Raw genomic sequence first — 25,255 nt, 5'->3', positions numbered from 1 at the left:
GGCGACCTGTTCCTGCCCTCCCGCCCGCCGACGGACATGCCGACGAGCAAGGGGGACGGATGGGCAAGCGTGTGGACCGGATCGCCGAGCCGTGGGGGTCCCGGACGCCGTACGGACCGGGCGAGGAGTGGCCGGTGCGCGTCGACACCCACCTCGCCGACGGGCTCCAGCCCGACGACGTCGACCGGTGGGTGCAGTCGGCCTCGATCCTGCACTCCAACGGCGACGCGATGGACATCGCCGTGAGGGACGGGCGGATCGTCGGGGTGCGCGGTCGGGCCACCGACCGGATCAACCACGGCCGACTCGGTCCCAAGGACCTCTTCGGCTGGCAGGCCAACGCGTCCGAGGACCGGCTGGCCAGGCCGCTCATCAGGCGCGGTGGTGAGCTGGTCGAGACCGACTGGGACACCGCGATGGACGCCGTCGCGGGCCGGGCCAGGCAGCTGCTCGACGAGCGCGGACCGTCCTCCATCGGCTTCTACACCTCTGGCCAGCTCTTCCTCGAGGAGTACTACACCCTCGGCCTGATCGCGCACGGTGGCATCGGCACCAACCACGTCGACGGCAACACCCGCCTGTGCACGGCGACGGCGGCCGCGGCGCTCAAGGAGTCCTTCGCCTGCGACGGCCAGCCGGGGTCCTACAGCGACATCGACCACGCCGACGTCCTCTGCCTCTACGGGCACAACATGGCCGAGACGCAGACGGTGCTGTGGAGCAGGATCCTCGACCGGCTGGAGGGTCCCGAGCCGCCCGCCCTCGTCTGCGTCGACCCCCGCCGCACCCCGGTCGCCGAGCACGCCACCGTCCACCTCGCGCCGCGGCCCGGCACGAACGTGATGCTGATGAACGCCCTCCTGCACGAGCTGCTGGAGAACGACTGGGTCGACCACGAGTACGTCGACGCCCACGCCGTGGGCTTCGCGGAGCTGCAGAAGATGGTCGCGGGCACGACCGTCGAGCGAGCAGCCGAGGTGTGCGGTGTCCCTGCAGGCGACCTGCGTGAGGCGGCACGCCTGATCGGCTCGGCGGACCGACTCGTGTCGACCGTGCTGCAGGGCTTCTACCAGTCCCACCAGGCCACGGCGGCCGCCGTGCAGGTGAACAACGTGCACATCGTGCGCGGGATGCTCGGCCGCCCGGGTTGCGGCCTGCTGCAGATGAACGGGCAGCCGACGGCGCAGAACACCCGTGAGTGCGGCGCGGACGGGGACCTCGCCGGCTTCCGCAACTGGTCCAACGACGCCCACGTCCAGGACCTCGCCCGGGTCTGGAACATCGACCCGATGGAGATCCCGCACTACACGGCCCCGACCCACCTCATGCAGATCATGCGGTACGTCGAGGACGGCTCCATCAGGTTCCTGCACGTGTCGGGGACCAACCCGGCGGTGTCGCTCCCCGAGCTGGGGCGGATCCGGTCCCTGCTGTCGCAGGACCGGCTCTTCCTCGTCGTGCAGGACCTCTTCCTGACCGAGACCGCGCAGCTCGCCGACGTGGTGCTCCCTGCGGCGACCTGGGGGGAGAAGACCGGGACCTTCACCAACGTCGACCGCACGGTCCACCTCTCCGAGAAGGCGGTCGAACCGCCCGGGGAGGCACGGCCGGACCTCGACATCCTCGTCGACCTGTCGCGCCGGCTCGACCTGCGCCACCTCCACCGCACGGCCGCCGGCGTGTCCCTCGACTGGGAGGTCCTGGCCCAGACGGCGCAGGCGATGAAGGACGAGCGGCTGCTGGCCGTCGCGGAGGACTGCCACCCCCAGACCCTGCGCCAGATGCGGTGGGCCAACGCGAAGGTGAAGGAGACCGCTGCCCAGGTGATGGTGACCGGCTGAGCCGGCGACCGGATCAAACCCTCTCCGCACGGGTACGGCGCGGGGACGTCTCGACGAGAGGGAGCCCCCCCATGGTTGACAGTGGCAAGGCAGCGCGCGTGGTCCGGAAGGCCGTGCGCAGTGCGGTGAGCCAGGCGGCGGAGACCGCGCTGGAGAAGGTCGCGGGCCTCGAGGCCCAGCGGGCGCCGGGGGTCCCCGGCGCGAAGCCGCCGACGGTGAAGGAGCCGACCAAGCCGGTCGAGCCGCTCCCGCCGAAGCCGGACCAGGCCGCGCCGGAGCGTCGTACCCCCACGGGGGCGGAGACGATCGTGCCGCGCGAGGACATGGCGCAGCAGGGCAAGTTCCTCACCACCTCGACCGGCGCGCGGCTGCGCGACAGCGACCACTCGCTGAAGGCGGGGAGCCGGGGACCGACGCTGCTGCAGGACCACCACCTGCGCGAGAAGATCACGCACTTCGACCACGAGCGGATCCCCGAGCGGGTGGTGCACGCCCGCGGTGCCGGCGCGCACGGCGTCTTCGTCGGCTACGGCAACGCGAAGCCGATCTGCCAGTCGAAGTTCCTCGGCCGCGGCGTCGAGACCCCCGTGTTCGTGCGGTTCTCGACGGTGCTCGGCTCGCGCGGCTCGGCCGACACGGTGCGCGACACCCGCGGCTTCGCGACGAAGTTCTACACCAGCGAGGGCGTCTTCGACCTGGTGGCCAACAACATCCCGGTCTTCTTCATCCAGGACGGCATCAAGTTCCCCGACGTCATCCACGCCGGGAAGCCCCACCCCGACCGGGAGATCCCGCAGGCGCAGAGCGCGCACGACACCTTCTGGGACTTCGTCTCGCTGCACACCGAGGCGCAGCACCACACGATCTGGAACATGTCCGACCGCGGGATCCCGCGGTCCTACCGGACGATGGAGGGCTTCGGCGTCCACACCTTCCGCACCGTCAACGCCCAGGGCGAGACGGCGCTGGTGAAGTTCCACTGGAAGCCCAGGCTCGGCGTGCACTCCCTGACCTGGGAGGAGGCGCAGATGATCGGCGGCATCGACCCCGACTTCCACCGCCGCGACCTGTACGACGCCATCGAGTCCGGCGCGTACCCCCAGTGGGAGCTGGGTGTCCAGGTGTTCGAGGACACCGCGGACGAGACCTTCGAGGGCATCGACCTGCTCGACCCGACCAAGATCGTGCCCGAGGAGCTCGCGCCGGTGCAGCCCATCGGCCTGCTGACGCTGACCGGCAACCCGACGAACTTCTTCGCCGAGACCGAGCAGGTCGCCTTCCACGTCGGCAACCTGGTGCCGGGCATCGACGTCACCAACGACCCGCTGCTGCAGACCCGGCTGTTCTCGTACGTCGACACCCAGCTCACCCGGCTCGGCGGGCCGAACTTCAACCAGATCCCGATCAACCGGCCGCACGCGCCGGTCAACGACATGCTCCGCGACGGCTTCCACCAGCACGCCGTGCACTCCGGCGTCGCGCCGTACAAGCCGAACTCGCTCGACGGCGGCTGCCCGTTCTTCGCCGGCGCCGCGCGCGACGGCGCCTTCGTCGACGTGCCGGTCCGGGTCGCGGAGTCGGTCAAGGAGCGCGACGTCCCGGTGTCCTTCGCCGACCACTACAGCCAGGCCCGGCTGTTCTGGCAGAGCATGACGCCGGTCGAGAAGCAGCACATCATCCTCGCCTACACCTTCGAGCTGGGCCGCTGCTACGAGCAGGCGATCCGGGAGCGGCAGCTGCTCGCGCTCGCGCAGATCGACCCCGAGCTGTGCTTCGAGGTCGCCGCCGGGCTCGGCCTCCCGGCGCCCGTCGCCGACGGTCCGCTGCCCGACGTCGTGCCCAGCCCGGCGCTGTCGCAGCTCGGCCAGGAGTGGCCGACGGACGGCCGTCTCATCGGGATCGTCGTCGCCGACGAGGGTGACCTCGACGGCGTGCAGGACCTGGTCGAGACGATCGGCGACCGCGGCATGGTCGCACTGGTGGTCGGTCCGCACGGCGGCAAGCTCTCCGACGGCACGGTCGTGCAGCGCACCTTCGGCACCGGCCGCTCCGTGGAGTACGACGCCCTGCTGGTCGCCGGCTGCCCGGCTCCTGCCCCGGACGCGATCCCGGTGCGGGACCACAAGGTCGACGACCCGACCCAGCCGCTGGACCCCCGCGTCCGGCTGATGCTGGAGGAGTGCTTCCGCCACGCCAAGGCGATCGGTGTCTGGGGTGCCGGTGCCGACGCACTCGCCGCCGCCGGGCTGCCCGCCGACGCGGCGGGCATCGTCACGGGTGCCGCGCCGGGCGAGGTGCTCGACGAGGTCCAGGTTCTGATGCGCAGCCACCGGGCCTGGGAGCGGTTCGCACCGGTCGAGGCGACCGTCTGACCCGACCCGCCCGAGACCAGGAGGGTCCGGTCCGCCCCGGGGGCGGTCGGGCCGGACCCTCCGACCTCGGTCGGGGGCGGCCGGCTTCGCCGATTCGGGCCCTGCGGGGTGCCGCACCGTCCTACGCTGCCCCGATGGGCTGGAAGGACATCGCGAAGCTCGGCAAGGAGTGGGCCGAGGCGAAGAAGACCGAGCTGCTGACGACCGACAACCGCGAGCGCGACGACGCCCGCGCCGCGCAGGAGGACCTTGACCGCCGCACCCAGCAGGAGATGGGCACCTCCCTCCTCGAGGCGGTGCTCCCCGAGAAGTGGGCGCAGCGGGTCACCGACACCCGCCCCGAGAACGTGGCCGCGCGCCGCGAGGCCGCGGAGCGCCAGGAGCAGCAGGCCCGTCGCGAGCGGCTGGCCGGCGCCGCGACCGACGCCGTCGAGCTCACCCTGACCGGCGGCGAGCAGGGCACTCTGGCGGGCGACCTCCCGGTCCAGGTCGAGGTCCGCCGCGGCGGTGAGCCGTACGACGACGGCCCGGCCCCGCTGGACTGGCTGGTCGTCCGCGTCGAGTCGGCCGAGCCGGTCCCCCTCGGCACCACGACCCTGACCGAGCTGTCGGTCGCCGTGCCCGCCTTCACCGGACCGGGCCGCTACGACCTCGTCGACCTGATGCGTCGCGGCGAGGCCGGCGAGATCGAGTGGTGGGAGGTCCTCGACACCTACCTCGCGCCGGGCCCCGAGGCCGACGACACCACCTGGTACCCCGACCTGTCCGGCGACGCCGGCGAGGCCTGGGTGGAGGTCGCGCCCGACGGGCTCGTCCTCGACCTGCCGCTGCAGTCCGCGGTCTGCGCGGTCCGGCTGCGCGGCCGGGTCGCGCTCACGCTGCCCGCCTGAGCCGGACCACCGCGACTACGGCTCGACGGTGACCTTGATGGCCTCGCCGCGCTCGACGATGCCGAAGGCCTCCATCACGTCGGTGAGCGGGATGTGGCGGGTGATCAGGTCCTTGACCGGCACCTGCCCGGTGGAGATGTACTCCAGCGCCCGCTTGTTGTGCTCAGGGGCCGAGCCGTTGGCGCCGTGGATGTGCAGCTGGCGGTAGTGCACGACGTTGGAGTCGCAGGTGATGGTCGGGTTCGTCTTCGGCAGGCCGCCGAAGAAGGAGATCCGGCCGTTGCGGGCGGCCATCGCGATGGCCTGCTCCTGGGTGATGTTGGCGGCGGTGGCCGTGATGATGACGTCCGCACCGCGGCCGCCGGTGAGCTCCATGACCCGCTCCACGACGTCGACCTGGCTGGCGTCGATGACCTCGTCGGGGTCGACGGCGTCGGCGGACATCTTCAGGCGGTCGGCGTTGACGTCGACCAGGTAGACCGGGCCGGCCTTGTGCACGCCGCGGGCGATCCGGATGTGCATGCAGCCGATCGGGCCGGCGCCGAAGACGACGACGGTGTCGCCCTCCTCGATACCCAGCAGCTCCTGGGCGTTGATCGCGCAGGCGAACGGCTCGGCGGCGGACGCCTCGTCGAAGCCCACGTTGTCGGGGATGCGGTTCAGCCCGTCGACCTTCAGCACCTGGCGGGGGACGACCATGTACTCGGCGAACCCGCCGTCGTACTGGTAGCCGACCGACGTCTGGTTCTGGCAGACCGCCATCCAGCCCTTGCGGCACTCGTGGCACTCACCGCACGGCACGGCGGCGATGACCTGGACCCGGTCGCCGACCTGCCAGTCGCTGCCGTACGTCGTGTTGACGTCGGCGCCGACCTCGACGACCTCGCCGGCGACCTCGTGGCCGGTGATCCGCGGGGGCGTCAGGTTCTGGTGGCCGTTGTGGAGGATCTTCACGTCCGTGCCGCAGGTGGAGCAGTTGCGGACGCGGATCTTGACCTCGTCGGGTCCGCAGTCCGGCTCGGGGACCTCCTCGAGGTGGACGTCCTCGGGGGCGTAGAAGCGCAGGGCCAGCATGGTCGGAACCTTTCGGGTCGGGGTCTCGCCGTCCCCACGGTAACGCCATTTCGGGCAGGAAACCACACATCTGATGCCCGAATATGCCCGAAAGGTGTTGCTTTGGGCCCGAATCTGGGGTCTACTGCTGGTGTCCCTGTGACCGGCGTCACGTTCGCCGGTGTCCCGACCCAGGGCGAGCACGAACGGAGATCCCGCGATGTCGACCACCTCCCCGGCCCAGCGGACCGGCGTCCGCGTCCACGTACAGAAGTTCGGCACGAGCCTGTCGAACATGGTCATGCCGAACATCGGCGCCTTCATCGCCTGGGGCCTGATCACGGCCCTGTTCATCGAGGTCGGCTGGCTGGCCGAGCTCGGGATCGGCGACGACCCGGACGGGTGGGTCGCCGAGATCGGCGGCTGGGGCGAGTACGCCGGTGGCGGCATCGTCGGCCCGATGATCACCTACCTGCTGCCGATCCTCATCGGCTACACCGGCGGGCGGATGCTCTACGACACCCGCGGCGGCGTGGTCGGCGCGATCGCCACCATGGGCGTCGTTGCCGGCACCGAGATCCCGATGTTCCTCGGCGCGATGATCATGGGCCCGCTCGGCGGCTGGACCATGAAGCACATCGACGCCCTGTGGGACGGCAAGATCCGCCCCGGCTTCGAGATGCTCGTCAACAACTTCTCCGCCGGCATCTGGGGCGCGATCGTCGCCACCTTCGGCTTCTTCGTGATGAGCCCGATCGTCACCTTCCTCAGCGACCGGCTCGGTGACGGCGTCGACTTCCTCGTCGACAACAGCCTGCTCCCGCTGACCTCGCTCATCATCGAGCCCGCGAAGGTGCTCTTCCTCAACAACGCCATCAACCACGGCGTGCTGACCCCGCTCGGCAGCAGCGAGGTGCTGGAGGACGGCAAGTCGGTGCTCTTCCTGCTCGAGGCCAACCCGGGTCCCGGCCTGGGCCTGCTGCTCGCCTTCATGGTGTTCGGCAAGGGGATGGCGAAGGCGTCGGCCCCGGGCGCCGCGATCATCCACTTCCTCGGCGGCATCCACGAGATCTACTTCCCCTACGTGCTGATGAAGCCGAAGCTGATCGTCGCGATGATCGCGGGCGGCATGACCGGCGTCTTCGTCAACGTCATCTTCGACGTCGGCCTGCGCGCACCGGCCGCGCCCGGCTCGGTGTTCGCGGTCTACGCGCAGACCGCCAGCGACAGCTACATCGGCGTCACCCTGTCGATGCTGGCCGCGGCCGGCGTCACCTTCCTGGTCGCGGGCGTCCTGCTCCGCGCCGAGCGCGGCGACGGTGAGGACGACCTCGCCGCCGCGACCGCCAGCATGGAGGCGATGAAGGGGAAGCGGTCCATCGCGTCCAGCGCGCTGGGCGGCGCCCGCGGCACCATCGAGCGGATCGTCTTCGCCTGCGACGCGGGCATGGGCTCCTCCGCGATGGGCGCCTCGGTCCTGCGCCGCAAGATCCAGGCAGCCGGCTTCTCGAACGTCACCGTCACCAACCAGGCGATCGCCAACCTGGCGGACGACGTCGACCTCGTGGTCACCCACCGCGACCTCACCGACCGCGCGAAGCAGAGGACGCCCTCGGCGGTGCACGTCTCCGTCGACGACTTCATGGGCACGCCGCGCTACGACGAGATCGTCGAGCTGCTGGGACAGAGCGGTGCACCGCAGGGAAGTGCGCCGCAGGGCGGGGCGCACGCGGCGACAGCGCCCGAGCCCGAGCCGGCAGCCGGAAAGGACGACGGCAGCGTGCTCGCTTCGTCCGCGATCGTGCTGGCCGGCACCGCCCGCACCCGCGACGACGCGATCACCGAGGCCGGTGAGCTGCTGGTCGCCGCCGGGGTCGTCGAGCCGTCGTACGTCGCGGCCATGCACGAGCGGGAGAAGTCGGTCTCGACCCACATGGGCAACGGCCTGGCGATCCCGCACGGCACCAACGAGGCGAAGGCGGCCGTGCGCCGCACCGGCATCTCGTTCGTCCGCTACGCCGAGCCGATCGACTGGAACGGCAAGCCCGCCGAGTTCGTCGTCGGGATCGCAGGGCAGGGCAACGAGCACCTCGGCCTGCTGAGCCGGATCGCGCAGGTGTTCCTCGACGAGGAGCAGGTCGCCCGGCTCCGGGCGGCCGGCAGCGAGGAAGAGGTCCGCGCCGTCCTGGACGGCGTCCGCGCCTGACGGGGACCGCCCCGTGGCCGTAGCGACGGTGCAGCACAATGGCGCCGTGGATTCGGAGACCAGGCAGGCGCTGATCCTCGAGCGGGCCCGGACCGAGGGCCGGGTCGAGGTGATCGCGATGGCCGACGAGCTCGGCGTGGCGACGGAGACGATCCGTCGGGACCTCCGGGTGCTGGCGGACCGTCGCCTCGTCAAGCGCACCCACGGCGGCGCGATCCCGCTCGAGAGCGCGGCCTTCGAGTCCGGCGTCGAGTACCGCAGCCGCGTCGACATCGCCCAGAAGCGCCGCATCGCCGCCGCAGCCGCCGACCTGCTGCACGGCGCCGAGACCGTCTACATCGACGAGGGGTTCAGCCCCCGCCTGGTCGCCGAGAAGCTCGCGCGCCGGGAGCTGACCGTGGTGACCTCGTCCCTGCTCGCGGCGGAGGCCCTCGCCGACAGCACCACCGTCACCGTGATGCTGCTGGGCGGCCGGATGCGGGGGCGCACCCTCGCCACCGTGGGGGAGTGGAACGCCAGCGTGCTGCGCGGGCTGACGATCGACCTCGCCTACCTCGGCACGAACGCCGTCTCCGTCGACGACGGCCTGACCACTCCCGACCCGGCGGTCGCCGCCATCAAGGGCGAGGCGGTCCGCCGCTCGCGGCGTCGAGTGCTCATCGCCGCCCACAGCAAGTTCGGGATCACCAGCTTCTGCAGGTTCGCCGACGTGGCCGACTTCGAGACGATCGTGACCGGCACCGAGCTCGACCGCGCGGAGGCCGACCGCTACCACGCGCTCGGCCCCGAGGTGCTGCGCGTCTGAGCGCTTCCGGGCCTCCACGAGGACCGCTCGCGCGAGTAGCCTGAGGCCGTGGCCGGTCCGGTCGACCCGCACGACACCCTCGGGCCGGTCGGCCTCGCCCTCGAGCGCAAGGACTACGCGACGGCCTACGCCGCCCTCCGCCCGCTCGCGGACCAGCAGTGCCTCGACGCCGACGCCTTGTCGATGCTCACCGAGGCGACCTGGTGGCTGGGCCGGATCTCCGAGTACCTCGACCTGTGCGAGGTGCTCCACCGGCGCTACCTCGACGAGGGCAGGGTCGACCGCGCCGCCGCGCGGGCGCTGGACGTCGGGGTCACCTGGCTGATGCGCGGCGAGCCGGCGCTGGGCTCGGGCTGGCTCAGCCGGGGCCGGCGGCTCCTCGAGGGCGTGCCGCCCGGGCACTGGCACGGGGTCCTGCTCTGGGCCGACGGGTGGCAGGCCCTCGAGGCGGGGCGGGTCGACGACGCAACCCAGCAGGGGGAGCAGCTGGAGCGGCTCGGCCGCGACCTGGCCGACGACACCCTCGTCGCGCTCGGGCTGGTGCTCCAGGGCGTGGTCCGGTTGTGGGACGGCCGGCTGCGGGAGGGCTTCGCCGTGCTCGACGAGGCGATGCTCCCCGTCCTCGCGGACCGTGTCGAGCGCGAGTTCACCGGCAACATCTACTGCACGATGATCTCGGCCTGCCACGACCTGATGGACCTCGACCGGGCCAGGGAGTGGACCCGCGTGACGGAGCGCTGGGTCGAGGGCTTCTCGGACGCCGTGATGTTCCTCGGCGTGTGCCGGGCGCACCGGCTGCAGCTGCACGTGCTCGAGGGGGCGTGGCCCGACGTGGAGCGGGAGGCGGCCGAGGTCGAGCGCGACCTCGCCGACCTCAACGTCGAGGCCGTGGCGGAGGCGGCCTACCAGCTCGGTGAGAGCTGCCGGGTCCGCGGCCAGCTCGACCGTGCGACCGCGCACTACCGGCGGGCTGCCGGCCTGGGGCGCGACCCGCAGCCGGGAGCCAGCCTGCTCCAGCTCGCGCGTGGTGACGCCGACGGTGCCTGTGCCTCGATCACCGCCGCGGTCGTCGCCGCACCATCGCCGTTCCTCCGGGCCCGGCTGCTCCGCGCCCAGGTCCAGGTCGCGCTCGCCTCGGACCACCCGGCGACCGCGGCGGGCGCCGCCGACGCGCTGGAGGGCCTGGCGGACCGCTACCCGACGCCGGGCTTCACGGCCTGGGCCGAGGAGGGCCGCGGTGCCGTCCTGCTCGCTCAGGACCGCCCGGCCGAGGCGGCGCCGCTGCTCTCGTCGGCCGCGGCGCGGCTGACCCGCCTCGGCCTGCGGTACGACGCCGCGCGAGCCTCGCTGCTGCTGGCCGATGTCCTCGCAGCGACCGGCGACGACGACGCCGCGCGGCTGCTGCGGCGCAGCGCCGCCGACGACCTCGACGCGCTCGGGGTCCCGGTCCCGTCCACCGGTGGCCCAGCCTCCCTCCCCGGGGGCCTCACCGCCCGGGAGGCCGAGGTGCTGGCGAGGGTCGCGACCGGCGCGACGAACCGCGAGGTCGCCGCGTCGCTGACGATCAGCGAGGCCACGGTGCGGCGCCACCTCGCGAACGTCTACGTCAAGCTCGGGGTGTCGTCCCGGACGGCGGCCGCGGCCTGGGCGCACGAGCACCACCTCGACGTACCCCTCCAGCGCTGAGCGGGCGGCGCCGCGCCTGCACCATTCGGACCACGCGGCGGCACGTCTCCGCACCACTCGGTCGATGCCGGGAGCCGACCGGCGCTCCTAGCGTCGTCGCAACGGCGCCGGCCGGGCGCCCGCAGGAAGGGAGACGGGGATGACCGCCACCACCGAGACCAGGGCGCAGGTCGCGCCCGACCCCGCCGCCGTCGAGGCGTTCGCCGACCGGAGGATCGGCGTCGTCAACGGAGCGGCGACCGCGCTGATGACCAGCATCGGCCACCAGACCGGCCTCTTCGAGGCCCTCGCCGGCCAGCCGCCGCAGAGACGAGTGCGGAGCTGGCAGGCCGTGCCGGCCTCGACGAGCGCTACGTGCGGGAGTGGCTGAACGCGATGACGACGGCCCGCATCGTCGTCCACGACCCGGAGGCCGTCACCTACGCGCTGCCGCCGGAGCACGCCGCGCTGCTCACGGAGGCCGCCGGTCCGGACAACTTCGCCCGCCTGACGACGCTGGTGCCGATGATCGCCGAGGTGGAGCAGGGCATCGTGCGCTGCTTCCGCGAGGGCGGCGGGCTGTCGTACAGCGACTACGCCCGCTTCCACCAGCTCCAGGCCGAGGACAGCCGGGCCCTCGTGGACACCACGCTCCTCGAGAGCGTGGTGCCGGCCATCGACGGCCTGCGCGACCAGCTCGAGGCGGGGGCGCAGGTGGCCGACGTCGGGTGCGGCAGCGGCCACGCGGTCAACGTCCTGGCGCGGGCGTTCCCCGCCAGCCACTTCGTCGGCTACGACTTCTCGCCCGAGGCGCTGGACGCCGCCCGCGGCGAGGCCGCCGCGTGGGGACTGGCCAACGCCCGCTTCGAGGCGCTGGACGTGGCGACCCTCGACGAGGTGGCGGCCTATGACTTCGTCACCGCGTTCGACAGCATCCACGACCAGGCGCACCCCGCCCGGGTGCTGGGCAACATCGCCCGCGCCGTGCGCGACGACGGGGTCTTCCTGCTCGTCGACATCGAGGCGTCCAGCCACGTGCACGAGAACATCGACCACCCGTTCGGGCCGTTCCTCTACACGGTCTCGACCATGCACTGCATGAGCGTCTCGCTCGGGCTGGGCGGCGACGGGCTGGGCACGGCGTGGGGCCTCCAGCTGGCCACGTCGATGCTCCACGACGCCGGCTTCGGCGACGTCCGAAAGTCGACGTCGCCGCGGACCCGGTCAACGCCTACCTGGCCTGCCGCAAGTGAGGGCCCGCCGCCGCGGGAGTGTTCCCCGTGGCGGCGAGCCACCGGCGCTCGACCGGGACGATCCGGCGGTCAGCGCGCCGGCACGAGCCGCCCGTCCTCCGACACCCATGCGCTCGCCGGGGGCGGGGCGACCGGTGGGGTCGGCGGGCGGCGGCGCGGCCAGGCCCGCTCGCCGAGCAGCACCAGCACGGCCGGGAGCACGACGAGGCGGATGACCGTGGCGTCCACGAGGATCGCCGCGGCGAGGCCGACGCCCATCATCTTCATCTCCAGCATCGACAGCGTCGCGAAGATCGCGAACACCGACACCATCACCGCGGCGGCGCTGGTGATCACGCCGGCGGTGTCGGCGATCCCTCGGTGCACCGCGTCGCGCACCGGCAGCCCGCGGTCGACCAGCTCACGGACCCGGCTCAGCACGAACACGTGGTAGTCCATCGACAGCCCGACCAGCACCACCAGGACGAACACCGGGATCCAGTCGACCACGAAGCCGGGGCTGGTGAAGTCGAGCAGCGACTCGCCGACGCCGTGCTGGAAGACCACGGCGAGGATGCCGAAGGCGACCCCGACCGACGCGAGGTTGAGCACCGTCGAGACCAGCCCGAGCAGCACGCTGCGGAACGCGGCGACCATCATCACCATCGTCAGCAGCAGCACGAACCCGAGCAGCCAGGGCATCCGCTCCGCCTGCTTGTCGGTCCAGTCCAGCGAGGCGGCCGCGCCGCCGCCGACCACGGCCTCGGCGTCCCCGCCGGCGTCATCGACGACGTCGCCCAGCACGGCAGGCACGAGGTCGGCGCGCAGGCGCTCGACCGCCTCCGCCGCACGGTCGTCCGACTCGTCGTACGGCAGGGCGAGGTCGACCACCGACGTCCGGCCGTCCGCCGACGCGCGCAGCTCGGCGCCGGCGGTGACGAAGTCCTCGCCGCGACCGGCCTCCTCGGCCAGGCGCTCGAGGGCGCTCGCCGCCGCGGCGGGCTCGACGCCGGTCACCACGACCCGCGCGGTCGCGCCCTCGTCGGGGAAGGCCGCGGTGATGGCGCGCAGTGTCTGCACCGCGGGGATGTCACGGGGGAGCGTCTCCGGGCCGGCCTGGTGGGTCTTCATCCCGAGCGCCGGTACGGCGAGGGCGAGGATCCCGACCGTGGCCACCACCAGTGCGGCGACGGGGTGGCGGACCACCGGGCCGAGCAGGCGACCGCTGATCGCGCCCTGCTGCACCCGGGAGGTGAGCCGCCACAGCAGCGGGACCCGCGGCCGGTCCACCCAGCGGCCCAGCTTGACCAGCAGCGCCGGGAGCACGGTGACCGACCCGAGCACGGCGACCGCGACGACGAGGATCGAACCGGTGGCGAGCGAGTTGAAGGTGACGTCGGTGAGCACGAACAGCCCGGACAGCGCGGCGACCACGGCCGCACCCGACACGAGGATCGCGTGGCCCGACGTCTCCGCCGCGATCGCGACCGCGTCCAGCGTCGTCCGTCCCGCGGCCCGCTCCTGGCGCTCCCGCTTGAGGTAGAACAGCGAGTAGTCGACGCCGACGGCCATGCCGATCAGCACGATCATGCTGTAGACGGTCGGCTCGGCCGGGACGAGCAGCGAGATCGGCGCGGTGATGCCGATGGTCGCGGCCACGCTGGTCGCGGCGAGCAGCACCGGCAGGCCCGCGGCGATGAGCGCGCCGAAGGCCAGCAGCATCAGCAGCAGCGTGACCGGCAGGCTGAACAGCTCGGCGGAGTGCAGGTCCTCGCCGACGCGGTCGTTGATCGCCTCGTCGATGGTGACCTCCCCGGCCTGCTCGACGACCAGGTCGGGGTGGTCGGCCTGGACGGCGGCGGTCGCGGCCAGCATGGGCGCGGCCTCGAGGTCCTCGGACTCCAGCTCCACCGGCACCAGCAGGGCGGTGCCGTCCTCGCTGGGCAGGGGGTCGCCGACGCGGATCACGCCGTCGACCGCGGACAGGGCGGTGGCGACCTCGGCAGCCGCGGCGCGTCCCTCGGCCTGGTCGATCACACCGTCGCGCGCCGCGACCAGGACGTTCTCGGACGGCGGGTCCTCGAGGCCGGCGTCGTCGAGCAGCGCCTCGGCGCGGCCGGACTCACCGGTGCGGTAGTCGGCATCGTCGGCGGTGTCGGTCGGCACGACCACGGCCAGGCCGACGGCCACGACGACGAGCAGCAGCCAGCCGCCGATGGCGCGCCACGGGTGGGTGGCGCTCCACCGGGCGGCCCGGCGGGGCAAGGCGGACAGGTGGGGCATCTCGATCTCCTCGGGGGGTGGTTGGGAGCTGCTTCCGAGGCTCCCGCCGCGGGCGCCGCCCGTCAGGGGTGGTGCGTCCCGCCCCGTGGTGGTGCCAGCACCACTGCCGCCGGCTGGCCCGTCACGCGAAGATGGGCAGGTGAGCATCCCCAGGACGTACGACGACGTGGCCGCCGGCCGCCTGGTCGTCACCTGGTACGCCTTCCTGCACGTGCTGCTGTTCACCCCCGTCGTGATGATGTTCGTGCTGGTCGTGGTCAGCGCCGCGCTGGTCGTGGTGTGGGCCGGCGTGCTGCTGCTCGCGTTCCTGCTGCCCGCCTCTCGGGTGCTCGTCGACTGGCACCGGGACATGGCCGGCCACACCCTCGGCACACCCCTGCCCTCGCCGTACCTCCCGCTGCACGGGGGCGCGCTCGCCCGCCTGCAGACCCGCGCGGGCGACCCGTCGACCTGGCGGGACCTGCTGTGGATGGTGTGGGCGATGTCCCTCGGGTTCGTGGTGTCCCTGCTCGCCCTGCTGCTCTTCCTGTGCGTGGTGACCTGGCCGGTCTGGTGGTTCGGCGTGCAGCCGCTGATGCGGGCCCGGTCGGCGGTCGACCGGTCGATGCTGACGATCGGGCGCACCGAGCGGCTGGAGAAGCGGGTCCGGGCCCTGGCCGAGTCGCGGGCGGTCGTGGTCGACCACTCCGCCGCCGAGCTGCGCCGCATCGAGCGCGACCTGCACGACGGGCCGCAGGCCCGGCTGGCTGCCATGTCGCTGAGCCTCGGGCTCGCGGAGGACCTCTTCGAGTCCGACCCGGAGGCCGCGCGCCGGCTGGTGGCCGATGCGCGCTCGTCGTCGTCGACCGCGCTCGGCGAGCTGCGCAGCGTGGTCCGCGGGATCCACCCACCGGTGCTGGCCGACCGCGGCCTGGCCGGCGCGGTCTCCGCCCTCGCGCTCGACATGGCCGTGCCCGTCGAGCTCGCCGTGGACGTGCCCCGCCTCCCGGCGCCGGTCGAGTCGGCCGTCTACTTCACCGTCGCCGAGTGCCTCGCCAACGCCGGCAAGCACGCCGCGGCCGAGCAGGCGTGGATCACGCTGCAGCACCGCGACGGCGTGCTGCACGGCGAGGTCGGCGACGACGGCCGCGGCGGCGCGGACCCGACCTCCGGCAGCGGGCTGCACGGGATCGCCGTGCGGCTGGCTGCGTTCGACGGCACGATGGCGGTGTCCAGCCCCGTGGGTGGGCCCACCGTCGTCACCTGGGAGGTGCCGTGCCCGGCCTCCGCGTAGTCCTCGCCGAGGACCACGCCCTGCTCCGCGCCGGGCTCACCCAGCTGCTGGTCGCGAAGGGCTTCGAGGTCGTGGCTGCCGTGGACAACCTGCCCGAGCTGGAGCGCGCGCTCGCCGACCCGGCCGCCGACGCAGCGGTCGTCGACGTGCGGATGCCGCCGACGTTCACCGACGAGGGCCTGCGTGCGGCGATCGCTGCACGCGAGCAGCGGCCGGGCTTCCCGGTGCTCGTGCTGTCGCAGTACGTCGAGCAGCTCTACGCCCGTGAGCTGCTCGCCAGCGGCGACGGCTCGGTCGGCTACCTCCTCAAGGACCGGGTCTCCGACGTCGCCGAGTTCGTCGACGCCCTCCACCGGGTCGCCGCCGGCGGCACCGTGCTCGACCCCTCGGTGGTGGCCGCCGTCCTCGACCGACGGCGCGACTCGCCGCTGGCCCGGCTCACCGAGCGTGAGCGCGAGGTGCTCGCGCTGATGGCCGAGGGCCGGGCCAACGCCGGGATCGCCCGCGCCCTCGTCGTGACCGAGAAGGCCGTCGCCAAGCACATCAACAACATCTTCGCGAAGCTCGACCTGCCCGCCGACACCGACGACCACCGGCGCGTCCGGGCGGTCCTCGCCTACCTGCAGGTCTGAGGGGTTCGCGATACTCGACCCCATGAACCCGGTCGAGATCGCCGAGCCGATGCACTCGCGCTGGAGCCCGAGCGTGTTCGACGACCGGCACGAGCTCACCGACGAGGAGGTCACCCGGCTGCTGGAGGCGGCACAGTGGGCGCCCAGCTCGGGCAACCGCCAGCCGTGGCGCTACGTCGTGGCCCCCCGCGGCAGCGCGGCGCACCGGGTCCTCGTGCCCCACCTGCGCCGCGGCAACGCCGGCTGGGTGCCGCGCGCCTCCGTCGTCTTCCTCTCCGTGGTCGTCCTCGGCACCGACGGTGACGAGCTCAAGGACCTGGTCATCCCCGTCCACGACGTGGGCCAGGCCTCCGCCCACCTCACCCTGCAGGCGCACGCGATGGGGCTGCGCGCCCACCAGTTCGGGGGTTTCGACCACGACGGCGTCGCCGCCGGCCTCGGGCTGCCGGACGGCACCCGGATCGTCGCCGGCATCGCGGTCGGCGTGCGGGGCAACCCCGACGACGTGCCGGAGCGCGACGCCGAGCGCGACCACCGGGTGCGGGAGCGCCGCCCCCTCGCCGAGACCGCGTACGACGACCAGTGGGGCCGGCCGTGGCCGGGCCTGCGCCCGTCGGGGCCCACCACCGCCCCCGCCGAGCGGGCGTGAGCACGGTGCGTCCCGGCCGCGGCGCCTACGCCGCCCTGCTCCTCGTCGCCGTGCTGGTGAACCTGCCGCTCCTCCACCACACCTGGCAGCAGTGGCGCATCGACCGCGACGGCGTCGACGTCACCGCCGAGGTCACCGACACCGACGTGCTGCGCGAGGAGTCCGACCCCCACCACGTCGTGCGCTTCCGGCTGCCGGAGGACGTCGATCCCTCGGGGCGGACCTGGCCCGCCCAGGTGGACCCGGAGACCTGGCAGCGCGCGGAGGAGACCGGCGAGGTCGGCGTGCGCGTGCTGCCCGGGGAGCCGGGCGCCCACCACGTCGACGGCGAGCAGCCGAGCGTCCTCGGCTGGGTCGTGATCGGCGTGGTCGACGTGATCGTCCTGCTGCTCGCCCTGCTGCTGTGGCGGATCCGTCGCACCGGCATGACCTCCGAGGTCATCGCCAGGGACACCTCCCACGGGTGAACCTCGGGGGACAGCAACCCCCGGACCCCAGGAGGACCCGATGACCATCCTCAGCACCCCCACCGCGACCGGCACCCGCAGCGCACTCGGCCGGATCCGGCTCTGGTTCGGCGCCGACGCCCTCGTCACCGGCGCCAACGCGCTGGCCTACCTCGTGGCCGCCGGGCCGATCACCGACCTGCTCGGCGGGGACGCCGGCACGGTCCGCGCGATCGGTGCCGTCCTGGTCGGCTACGCGCTCCTCGTCGCGCTCTACACCCGCAGCCGCCTCGCCACCGGGCCCGGCTGGGCGATCGTCGCCGCCAACGCCGTGTGGGTTGTCGCCTCCCTCGAGGTCGCCCTCACCGGCGCGCTCGGCCTCGACGGCCCCGGCCGCGCGTGGGTCGTGGTCCAGGCGCTCGTCGTGGCCGACCTGGCCGTCCTGCAGGCGAGGGCCCTTCGTGCCCGGTGACACACTGGCGCCGTGACCAGCCTCAGTGACTTCTCCGCCATCTCGATCGACGGCAACGCGGTCGACCTGTCGTCGTACGACGGCTCCGTGGTGCTCGTCGTCAACACCGCGTCGAAGTGCGGCTTCACCCCCCAGCTCGAGGGCCTCCAGGGCCTCTACGAGAAGTACGCCGACCGCGGCTTCACCGTCCTCGGCTTCCCGTGCGACCAGTTCCTCCACCAGGAGCCCGGGACGGAGGAGGAGATCGCCGAGTTCTGCCAGCGCAACTACGGCGTCAGCTTCCCGATGTTCGCCAAGGTCGACGTCAACGGCCGGGAGGCGCACCCGCTGTTCCAGTGGCTCAAGGAGCAGCGCAGCGGACTGCTCGGCGGCGCGATCAAGTGGAACTTCACGAAGTTCCTCCTCGGACGCGACGGCTCGGTGCTCGGGCGCTACGCCCCGAACACCGAGCCGTCGAAGATCGCCGGCGACATCGAGCAGGCACTCGACCAGCCGGCCTGACCGTTCTCGCCGGTCCCGTCGGTCCCGCCGGTCAGACGCCGGCCAGCTCGCGGTCGTCGTCGCGACCGGCCACGGCGACCGGTGCGGAGTCCCGCTCGAGGGACTCGCCCTCGACGTCGACGTTCGGCAGGACCCGGTCCAGCCACGCCGGCAGCCACCAGGCCTTGTCGCCCATCACGTAGAGCAGCGCGGGGATCAGGACCATCCGGACGATGAAGGCGTCGAACACGATCGCCAGCGCCAGCGCGAAGCCCATCGACTTGATGATCGCGTCGTCCTCGAGGATGAAGCCGGAGAACACCGCGATCATGATCGCCGCGGCGGCGGTGACCACGCGGGCGGAGTTCCGGAACCCGTCGACGACGGCCTCGTGGGTCGACAGCCCGTGCACGTGGGCCTCGCGCATCCGGGTGACCAGGAAGACCTGGTAGTCCATCGCGAGGCCGAACACCACGCCGATCACGAAGATCGGGATGAACGACACGATCGGCTGGCCCTCGAAGATCCCGAACCAGCCCTCCTGGAAGATCGCGACCGTCGCGCCCAGGGTCGCCAGCACGGAGAGCAGGAAGCCGAGCGTCGCGGTCAGCGGGATCAGGATCGAGCGGAACACCAGCACCAGCAGGATGAACGCCAGGCCGATGACGACGGCCAGGTAGACGGGCAGCGCGCCGTTGAGCTGGTCGGAGACGTCGGTGGTGATGGCGGTCAGGCCGGTGACGCCGACCGTCGTCCCGGTCCGCCGCTCGATGCCGTCCTGGCCCGCGCGCAGGGCGTCGAGCAGGTCGAGCGTCGCCGGGTCGTCCGGGCCGGAGGACGGCGTCAGCTGGATGATCGCGCCGGTGGCGGGACCGGTCGGGGCACCCTTGTCGTCGACCGGCGCGTTGGTGAGCACCAGCTGTGCGTTCTGCACGTCGTCCTGGCCGGCTGCCCAGTCGACGACCTGCTCGAACGCCTTGGCGCGCTGGTCGTCGTCCGCGACCTCGCGGCCGTCGACGACCACCACGAACGGACCCTGGCGGCCGGGGCCGAAGGCCTCCTCGGCGAGGTCCGCAGCCTTGCGCTGGGTGGTGTCGCTGGAGGCGGTGCTGTCGCTCGGGAAGGCGAGGTACATCTGGGTGATCGGGGTGGCGATCGCGCCCAGCAGGACCACGACGCCCAGGGCCCAGGCGACCGGGCGCTTCGCGACCAGCTGCGCCCAGCGCACGCCGTTGTTGTGCACGCGGCCGTGGTCGTCGCGCTTCGGGGCGTAGGTGCGGACCCGGCCACCGAACGCCTTCGACTTCGTCATGCCCAGCAGTGCCGGCAGCAGAGTCAGCGCGACCAGGACGGCGATCAGCACGGTGGCCGCGGCCGCGAGGCCCATCGCGGTGAGGAACGGGATGCCCACAACGGCCAGCGCGCTGAGCGCGATCAGCACGGTCAGGCCGGCGAAGACGACCGCGGAGCCCGCCGTACCCACCGCGATGCCGGCGGCGTGGCGGCGGTCGTCGGTGTGGTGCAGCTCGGTGCGGTAGCGGGCGAGGATGAACAGCGTGTAGTCGATGCCGACGGCCAGTCCGATCATCGTCGACAGCGCCGTGGTGGAGGAGTTGAGGTCCATCACCGCGGTCATCGCCGTGACACCGCCCATGCTCAGGCCGACGCCGAAGATCGCGTTGACCAGCGGCATGCCGGCGGCCATGAACGAGCCGAAGGTGAGCAGCAGGACGACCAGGGCGACGCCGAGGCCGATCAGCTCGGCAGTGCCGCCGGGGGCCTCCATGACGGTCATGCCCTGGCCGTTCGCCTCGACGACGAGGCCGGTCTCCTCGGTGGTGTCGTGCATCAGCTCCTGGAGCGCCTCGACCGAGGCCGGCTCCAGGTCCGCCACCGTGTCGACGTCCCACTCGAAGGAGAGCGTGCCGATCCGGCCGTCGCGCGAGAGCGGGGAGAGCGCGGCCGCGTCGGCCCTTGCCGCGTCGATGTCGCCACCGGCGGCCTCGGCCGCGTCGACGTACTGCTTCTCGAGGCCCGCGTCCGCGACGGTCGGGTCGACGAGGCCGGGCTGCGGCGTGTCGGCGTCCATCTGCGGCAGCTCGGGGATCGCCGCGACCAGGTCGGCGATGGCGTCGGCGTACTCCGGCTCGTCGAGGGTGTGGCCCTCGGGCGCGGCGACGACGACGTTGACGGTCGCGTCGTCGAACGCGCTGCCGGCGTCGGGGAAGAGCTCCTGCTGGATGTCGGCGGCCTTCTCGGACGGGATCCCGGGGATGGTGAACTCGTCGGAGAAGGGTTTGGACGCGACGGCCGCGGTGGCGCCGATCGCGACGGCGAGCACCAGCCATCCGGCGATGAAGAGCGGCCAGCGCCGGTAGGCGGTGGAGCCGAGCTTGTAGAGCAGGCGGGCCATGGGTGGGTCTCCTGGTGTCGGTTGCTGTCGGTGGGCGCCGGGGTCGCCGGTGCCGGGGTGGGCGGAAGGGGTCAGGTGAGGGCCGAGCGGATGTCCGCCACGGAGGCGTCGAAGTGCTCGTGGAAGGTGCGGTCCGGGTCGGCGGTGGTGCGTTCGAGGGCGTCGTCGAAGCACGCCATCAGCAGGCGGAGGATGGTGCGGCAGCGGTCGGCCGGGAAGTCCGCGCCCTCGCGCTGCCGGACGAGGTCGCCGAGCCGCTCCGCGGCGAGCTCGAACCGCTCGTGCACGAACCGCAGCAGGTGCGGGTCGTTGATGATGGCGTCGCGGACCTCGGTGAGGTCCAGCTCGGTGAGCTCGTGCTCCCGGGTCGCCTCGTGGGCGACGACGACCAGGTCGTCGAAGAGCCGCCCGCTCGGTCCGCCGCCGACGAAGGCCTCCAGCAGTTCGTCGCTGATCTCGGGCTCGGGGCCGAGCACGACCTCGGCCTTGCCCTCGAAGTAGTTGAACACGGTGCGGCGCGAGACGTCAGCGGCCGCGGCGAGGTCCTCGATGGTCCAGCCGTCGAAGCCCTGGTCGAGGGTGAGCCGGATCGCGCAGTGCTGCAGACGCAGCATCGTCTGGAGGCGCTTGGCCTCGCGCCTGTTCGTGCACGCCTCGATCACGAGTGCATCTTTGCACCCGATCCCATCAGAGTGCAAGAAATGTGACGGCGGTCACTGCCCCGGTCGGCGGCGGCCCGAGGCCGCGGGGCGCGGCGGAGGTCGGGTTTCCGTCGCTGCCGGGCGGGGAAACAGGTCCCTGCGTCCGGGGAACCCCCACTAGGGTGTGGGTCCCGGCCCCCTCACCCCATCGGAGTGTTCGTGACCGTCTTCCTCGTCCTGGGTGTCGTCGGGACGGCCCTGCTGCTGCTCTCGCTCGTCGCCGGCGACCTCCTCGACGGGGCGCTGGAGGCGCTCGAGGCCGGCTGGCTCTCGACCGCGGTGCTCGGCGGGTTCATCGGCGCGTTCGGCTTCGGCGGCGCGGCCGCCGATGGCGCCGGCGCCCCGCTGCCGGTGTCGCTCGCCGTCGGTGCCGGTGCCGGGCTCGTCGTGGGCTGGTTCGCGTGGTGGATCACCCGCCTGGTCAAGGACGGGCCGAGCGACGGCACCGTGTCGATCAGCGACAGCGTCGGCCAGGTCGGCCAGGTGATCACCGCAATCCCCGTCGGCGGGTACGGCGTGGTGCGGGTCGTCGTCGGCGGCCACGCCCTGCAGCTCAACGCCAGCGCTGCCGCCCCGATCGAGGCCGGGGCGCAGGTCAACGTCACCGGTGTGCTCTCCCCGACCGCCGTCAGCGTCGCTGCGACCTGGCAACCCCCCACCCTCGCCGAGTAACGGCCGAAGCGAAAGAGAGACCATGAACACCGCTGTCTGGGTGCCGATCATCGGCATCGTCGGAGTACTCGTCCTGCTGGTGCTGCTGGTCACCAGCCGCTACAAGGTCGCCGGTCCCAACCAGGCCTTCATCGTCACCGGCCGCAAGGGCAAGGCGGTCATCAACCCGGAGACCGGTGAGCTCACCACCGACCTGTCCGGGCAGAAGGTCGTCCTCGGCGGGGGCGTCTTCGTCATCCCGTTCGTGCAGAAGCTCGCCACGATGGACCTCTCCAGCCGCCGGATCTCGGTGCAGATCCGCGGCGCGGTCTCCGGCCAGGGCATCAAGCTCAACCTCGACGGCGTCGCGATCGTGAAGGTCGGCGGCAACGCCGACCAGATCCGGCTCGCCGCGCAGCGCTTCCTGTCGCAGCAGGCCGACATCGAGCCGTTCACCCAGGAGGTGCTCGCCGGTGCGCTCCGCTCGATCGTCGGTGGCCTGACCGTCGAGCAGATCATCCGCGACCGCGCCGCGTTCGCGCAGCGCGTGGCTGACGAGTCCGAGAGCTCGCTGACCGGCCAGGGCCTGATCCTCGACGCCTTCCAGATCCAGGACGTCACCGACGACGGCAGCTACCTCGCCGACCTCGGCCGCCCCGAGGCCGCACGTGCCAGCCAGGAGGCGCGGATCGCCGAGGCCAACGCCCGCCGGGCCGCCGAGCAGGCGCAGATCGCCGCCGAGCAGGAGATCGCCATCGCCCAGCGGACACTGGCGCTCAAGCAGGCCGAGATCAAGGCCGAGACCGACGCCGCGGCCGCGCAGGCCTCCGCGTCCGGCCCGCTGGCCCAGGCCGAGCGGGACCAGGCCATCCTCGCCGAGCAGGAGAAGGTCGCCGTCCAGCAGGCCGCACTGACCGAGCGTCAGCTCGAAACCCAGGTCCGCAAGCCTGCGGACGCCGAGCGCTACCGCGTCGAGCAGGAGGCCGAGGCCCGTCGCACTGCGGAGATCGCGGCGGCCGACGCCCGCAAGGCCGCCACCATCGCCGCCGCGCAGGCGAAGGCGGAGGAGACCAAGCTCAGCGGTGAGGCCGAGAAGGCCCGTCGTGCCGCGCTCGCCGAGGCCGAGGCCATCGAGGGCCTCAAGCGTGGTGAGGCGGAGAAGGGCCGCCGTCTGGCCGAGGCCGACGCCACCCGCGCCGAGGGTGAGGCGCAGGCCGCCGCGACCCTCGCCATCGGCCAGGCCGAGGCGGAGGCGATGGACAAGCGCGCCGAGGCGTTCGCGCACTACAACGACGCCGCGGTGCTGCAGATGCTCATCGAGGTGCTGCCCCAGATCGCCCGCGAGGTCGCCTCGCCGATCAGCGCGATCGACACGCTCACCGTGCTGTCGACCGACGGCGCGGGCGCGCTGCCGAAGCAGGTCACCGACAACGTCACGCAGACCCTGCAGATGCTCAAGACGTCGACCGGCATCGACCTCGAGGGGCTCATCCACCGGTCGGTGGACAAGGCCGCGGGCGGCCTCGACGCCGTCGGCGCGGGCAGCGGTGCAGCGGACGGGACGTCGGCCGGCTCCTGAGCCGGACGGCCCCAGCGGCCCCAGCGGGCCCAGCAGGTCCAGCAGATCCAGCAGGTACGACGACGGGCTGGTCGCGCCACGGCGTGGCCAGCCCGTCGTCGTACCGTCGGAGGAGCCCCGCGTGGGGGACTGGTCGAAGGTGAGGAGAGGTCGGTGGGGACGATGACGACGAGCCAGGCGCCCGGGCGCAGCACGGCACGACGGGCGCTGGACACGCCCCGGTCCTTCGTCGCGTGGGGGCTGGCGCACGGCCTCCAGTGCGCGCTGATCCACCGCGGTGCCCGCCGCGGCGACCTGATCAGCCGGATGGTCGTCGACCCGGCGCTGCGCGAGGACCCCTTCCCTGCCTACGAGGAGCTCCGCGCACGCGGGCCGGTCAGCGCCAACGAGGTGATCTCGGCCAGCGTCGACCACGCCGTGTGCAACGAGGTGCTGCGCAGCGACGCCTTCGGCACCGCCGGCGGCCAGGGCGAGCTCCCGCGCCCGCTGCAGTGGCTGCACCACAAGGTGATCGACCCGGAGGCGCTCGGCCCGGTCGACCCGCCGTCGATGCTGGCCGTCGACCCGCCGCTGCACACCCGCTACCGCAAGCAGGTCGCGCGGGCGTTCACCGCGCGCAAGGTGGGCCGGCTCGGCGACCGGGTCGCCGACGTCGCGACGGAGCTGCTGGACGCGATCGCCGACCGTGCCGACGACGAGCTGGACCTCGTGGAGGACTACGCCGCGCAGCTGCCCGTGACCGTCATCGCGGACCTGCTCGGCGTCCCTGCCGACGACCGCGGCCGCCTGCTGCAACTGGGCAACGAGGCCGCGGTCACCCTCGACCCCGGCCTGTCGTGGGGGCAGTACCGCCGCGCGGAGACGGCGCTGCGCGAGCTGCACACCTGGTTCGCCGGCCACGTCGAGCGGATCACGGCCGACCCCGGCGACGACCTGATCAGCCAGCTCGCGCGGCTCGACGGGCCGGACCGCCTCGACCGCACCGAGCTGCACCAGGTCGGCCTGCTGGTGCTCGCGGCCGGCTTCGAGACCACCGTCAACCTGATCGGCAACGCCGTCGTGCTCCTCGACCGGCACCCCGACCAGCTGCGCTGGCTGCTGGACCACCCCGAGGGCTGGCCCAATGCCGTCGACGAGGTGCTCCGGCACCAGTCGCCGGTGCAGCTGACGATGCGGGTCGCGCTCCGCGAGACCGAGGTCGCCGGCCGCCCGTACCAGCCGGGCCACGGCATCCTGCTCTACCTCGGCGGCGCCAACCGCGACCCCGCCGTGTTCGACGACCCCGCGACCTTCGACGTCACCCGGGCGAACGCCGACCAGCACGTCGCCTTCTCCGCCGGCGTGCACTACTGCCTCGGCGCCAGCCTCGCCCGCCTGGAGGCCGCCGTCGCCCTGCGTGCGCTGTACGAGCGCTTCCCGGACCTGCGGCTCAGCGGGACCCCGCAGCCGCGACGCACCCGGGTGCTCCGCGGGTTCGAGCACCTCCCGGTCCGGGTGGGCGCCGCGGTCCGCTGACCCGTGACCCAACTTTACAACTGCCGCCCTCTTGTCAAACGTCTTTACAACTCGTACCTTCTTGTCAAGCGACAACGGCCGTCGCCCGGATGGAAGG

General features: G+C 72.8%; 20 protein-coding genes and 1 pseudogene. 17 read left to right on the top strand and 4 right to left on the bottom strand.

Annotated elements, in window-relative coordinates:
- Window positions 1–59 precede the first annotated feature (59 nt).
- From NOCJ54_RS24525 to NOCJ54_RS0108025, 3 genes are all read left to right on the top strand, one after another.
- Window positions 60–1,841: a molybdopterin-dependent oxidoreductase gene (locus NOCJ54_RS24525; protein WP_198020149.1), complete on the top strand. Its 1,782-nt coding sequence runs from the start codon at window positions 60–62 to the stop codon at window positions 1,839–1,841.
- Between the two features lie 98 nt (window positions 1,842–1,939).
- Window positions 1,940–4,213: a catalase gene (locus NOCJ54_RS0108030; protein ID WP_028655094.1), complete on the top strand. Its 2,274-nt coding sequence runs from the start codon at window positions 1,940–1,942 to the stop codon at window positions 4,211–4,213.
- Window positions 4,214–4,347: 134 nt separating this feature from the next.
- Window positions 4,348–5,103 (top strand): hypothetical protein, encoded by a 756-nt coding sequence (locus NOCJ54_RS0108025; protein ID WP_028655093.1) that lies wholly within the window; start codon window positions 4,348–4,350, stop codon window positions 5,101–5,103.
- A 15-nt stretch (window positions 5,104–5,118) separates the two neighbouring features.
- On the opposite strand, the gene NOCJ54_RS0108020 is transcribed toward NOCJ54_RS0108025, so the two are convergent.
- Window positions 5,119–6,177, bottom strand: a complete 1,059-nt coding sequence (locus NOCJ54_RS0108020; RefSeq protein WP_028655092.1) for a zinc-dependent dehydrogenase — start codon at window positions 6,175–6,177, stop codon at window positions 5,119–5,121.
- 199 nt (window positions 6,178–6,376) lie between these two features.
- On the opposite strand from NOCJ54_RS0108020, the gene NOCJ54_RS0108015 reads away from it, so the two are divergent.
- The 5 genes and pseudogenes from NOCJ54_RS0108015 to NOCJ54_RS30250 all read left to right on the top strand — a co-directional run.
- The gene (locus NOCJ54_RS0108015; protein WP_028655091.1) at window positions 6,377–8,362 is read left to right on the top strand and encodes a PTS mannitol transporter subunit IICBA; all 1,986 of its coding nucleotides are present in this window, start codon (window positions 6,377–6,379) and stop codon (window positions 8,360–8,362) included.
- Between the two features lie 46 nt (window positions 8,363–8,408).
- Window positions 8,409–9,167: a DeoR/GlpR family DNA-binding transcription regulator gene (locus tag NOCJ54_RS0108010; protein WP_028655090.1), complete on the top strand. Its 759-nt coding sequence runs from the start codon at window positions 8,409–8,411 to the stop codon at window positions 9,165–9,167.
- A gap of 48 nt (window positions 9,168–9,215) precedes the next feature.
- A complete protein-coding gene (locus tag NOCJ54_RS24520) occupies window positions 9,216–10,853 on the top strand; it encodes a LuxR family transcriptional regulator (RefSeq protein WP_051485604.1) in 1,638 nt (545 codons plus the stop codon).
- A 139-nt stretch (window positions 10,854–10,992) separates the two neighbouring features.
- On the top strand, window positions 10,993–11,223 hold the full coding sequence (locus tag NOCJ54_RS29820; RefSeq protein ID WP_198020148.1) for a hypothetical protein: 231 nt from the start codon (window positions 10,993–10,995) through the stop codon (window positions 11,221–11,223).
- A pseudogene (locus NOCJ54_RS30250) lies at window positions 11,208–11,876 on the top strand (class I SAM-dependent methyltransferase); the annotation flags it as partial. The gene NOCJ54_RS29820 and the pseudogene NOCJ54_RS30250, both read left to right, overlap by 16 nt.
- A 278-nt stretch (window positions 11,877–12,154) precedes the next feature.
- On the opposite strand, the gene NOCJ54_RS24515 reads toward NOCJ54_RS30250, so the two are convergent.
- The gene (locus NOCJ54_RS24515) at window positions 12,155–14,347 is read right to left on the bottom strand and encodes an MMPL family transporter (protein WP_051485603.1); all 2,193 of its coding nucleotides are present in this window, start codon (window positions 14,345–14,347) and stop codon (window positions 12,155–12,157) included.
- 139 nt (window positions 14,348–14,486) lie between these two features.
- Between NOCJ54_RS24515 and NOCJ54_RS0107985 the strand changes: the two genes are divergently transcribed.
- From NOCJ54_RS0107985 to NOCJ54_RS0107960, 6 genes are read left to right on the top strand one after another with little or no spacing between them, the layout of a single operon-like run.
- Window positions 14,487–15,620 carry a sensor histidine kinase gene (locus NOCJ54_RS0107985; RefSeq protein ID WP_198020147.1) on the top strand — a complete coding sequence of 378 codons (1,134 nt, stop codon included), beginning with the start codon at window positions 14,487–14,489 and terminating at the stop codon, window positions 15,618–15,620.
- Window positions 15,602–16,252: a LuxR C-terminal-related transcriptional regulator gene (locus NOCJ54_RS0107980; protein ID WP_198020146.1), complete on the top strand. Its 651-nt coding sequence runs from the start codon at window positions 15,602–15,604 to the stop codon at window positions 16,250–16,252. Before NOCJ54_RS0107985 ends, NOCJ54_RS0107980 begins: the two co-directional genes overlap by 19 nt.
- A 22-nt stretch (window positions 16,253–16,274) precedes the next feature.
- On the top strand, window positions 16,275–16,901 hold the full coding sequence (locus tag NOCJ54_RS24510) for a nitroreductase family protein (protein ID WP_051485602.1): 627 nt from the start codon (window positions 16,275–16,277) through the stop codon (window positions 16,899–16,901).
- Complete coding sequence (locus tag NOCJ54_RS29390; RefSeq protein ID WP_157514827.1) at window positions 16,898–17,368, top strand: hypothetical protein; 471 nt, start codon at window positions 16,898–16,900, stop codon at window positions 17,366–17,368. The genes NOCJ54_RS24510 and NOCJ54_RS29390 overlap by 4 nt, the downstream gene beginning before the upstream one ends.
- Window positions 17,369–17,408: 40 nt before the next feature.
- Window positions 17,409–17,819 (top strand): hypothetical protein, encoded by a 411-nt coding sequence (locus NOCJ54_RS0107965; protein WP_036517240.1) that lies wholly within the window; start codon window positions 17,409–17,411, stop codon window positions 17,817–17,819.
- A gap of 12 nt (window positions 17,820–17,831) precedes the next feature.
- Complete coding sequence (locus NOCJ54_RS0107960) at window positions 17,832–18,320, top strand: glutathione peroxidase (RefSeq protein ID WP_028655083.1); 489 nt, start codon at window positions 17,832–17,834, stop codon at window positions 18,318–18,320.
- Between the two features lie 31 nt (window positions 18,321–18,351).
- Here the strand turns inward: NOCJ54_RS0107960 and NOCJ54_RS24505 are convergent, their stop codons facing one another.
- Together NOCJ54_RS24505 and NOCJ54_RS28125 are read right to left on the bottom strand one after the other, a co-directional pair.
- A complete protein-coding gene (locus tag NOCJ54_RS24505) occupies window positions 18,352–20,712 on the bottom strand; it encodes an MMPL family transporter (protein ID WP_036517238.1) in 2,361 nt (786 codons plus the stop codon).
- Window positions 20,713–20,783: 71 nt separating this feature from the next.
- Window positions 20,784–21,326: a TetR/AcrR family transcriptional regulator gene (locus NOCJ54_RS28125; RefSeq protein WP_157514826.1), complete on the bottom strand. Its 543-nt coding sequence runs from the start codon at window positions 21,324–21,326 to the stop codon at window positions 20,784–20,786.
- Window positions 21,327–21,572: 246 nt separating this feature from the next.
- Here NOCJ54_RS28125 and NOCJ54_RS24495 point away from each other — a divergent pair, with 246 nt between their 5' ends.
- The 3 genes from NOCJ54_RS24495 (at window position 21,573) to NOCJ54_RS24490 (ending at window position 25,158) form a co-directional block, all read left to right on the top strand.
- A complete protein-coding gene (locus NOCJ54_RS24495) occupies window positions 21,573–22,085 on the top strand; it encodes a hypothetical protein (protein WP_157514825.1) in 513 nt (170 codons plus the stop codon).
- Window positions 22,086–22,107: 22 nt separating this feature from the next.
- A complete protein-coding gene (locus NOCJ54_RS0107940; protein WP_036517235.1) occupies window positions 22,108–23,643 on the top strand; it encodes a flotillin family protein in 1,536 nt (511 codons plus the stop codon).
- A gap of 162 nt (window positions 23,644–23,805) precedes the next feature.
- Window positions 23,806–25,158 carry a cytochrome P450 gene (locus tag NOCJ54_RS24490; protein WP_051485599.1) on the top strand — a complete coding sequence of 451 codons (1,353 nt, stop codon included), beginning with the start codon at window positions 23,806–23,808 and terminating at the stop codon, window positions 25,156–25,158.
- The last annotated feature ends 97 nt before the right edge of the window (window positions 25,159–25,255 follow it).

Source organism: Nocardioides sp. J54, from assembly GCF_000519005.1.
Taxonomy (GTDB): Bacteria; Actinomycetota; Actinomycetes; order Propionibacteriales; family Nocardioidaceae; genus Nocardioides.
This window is presented reverse-complemented; position numbering and strand designations above follow the sequence as displayed.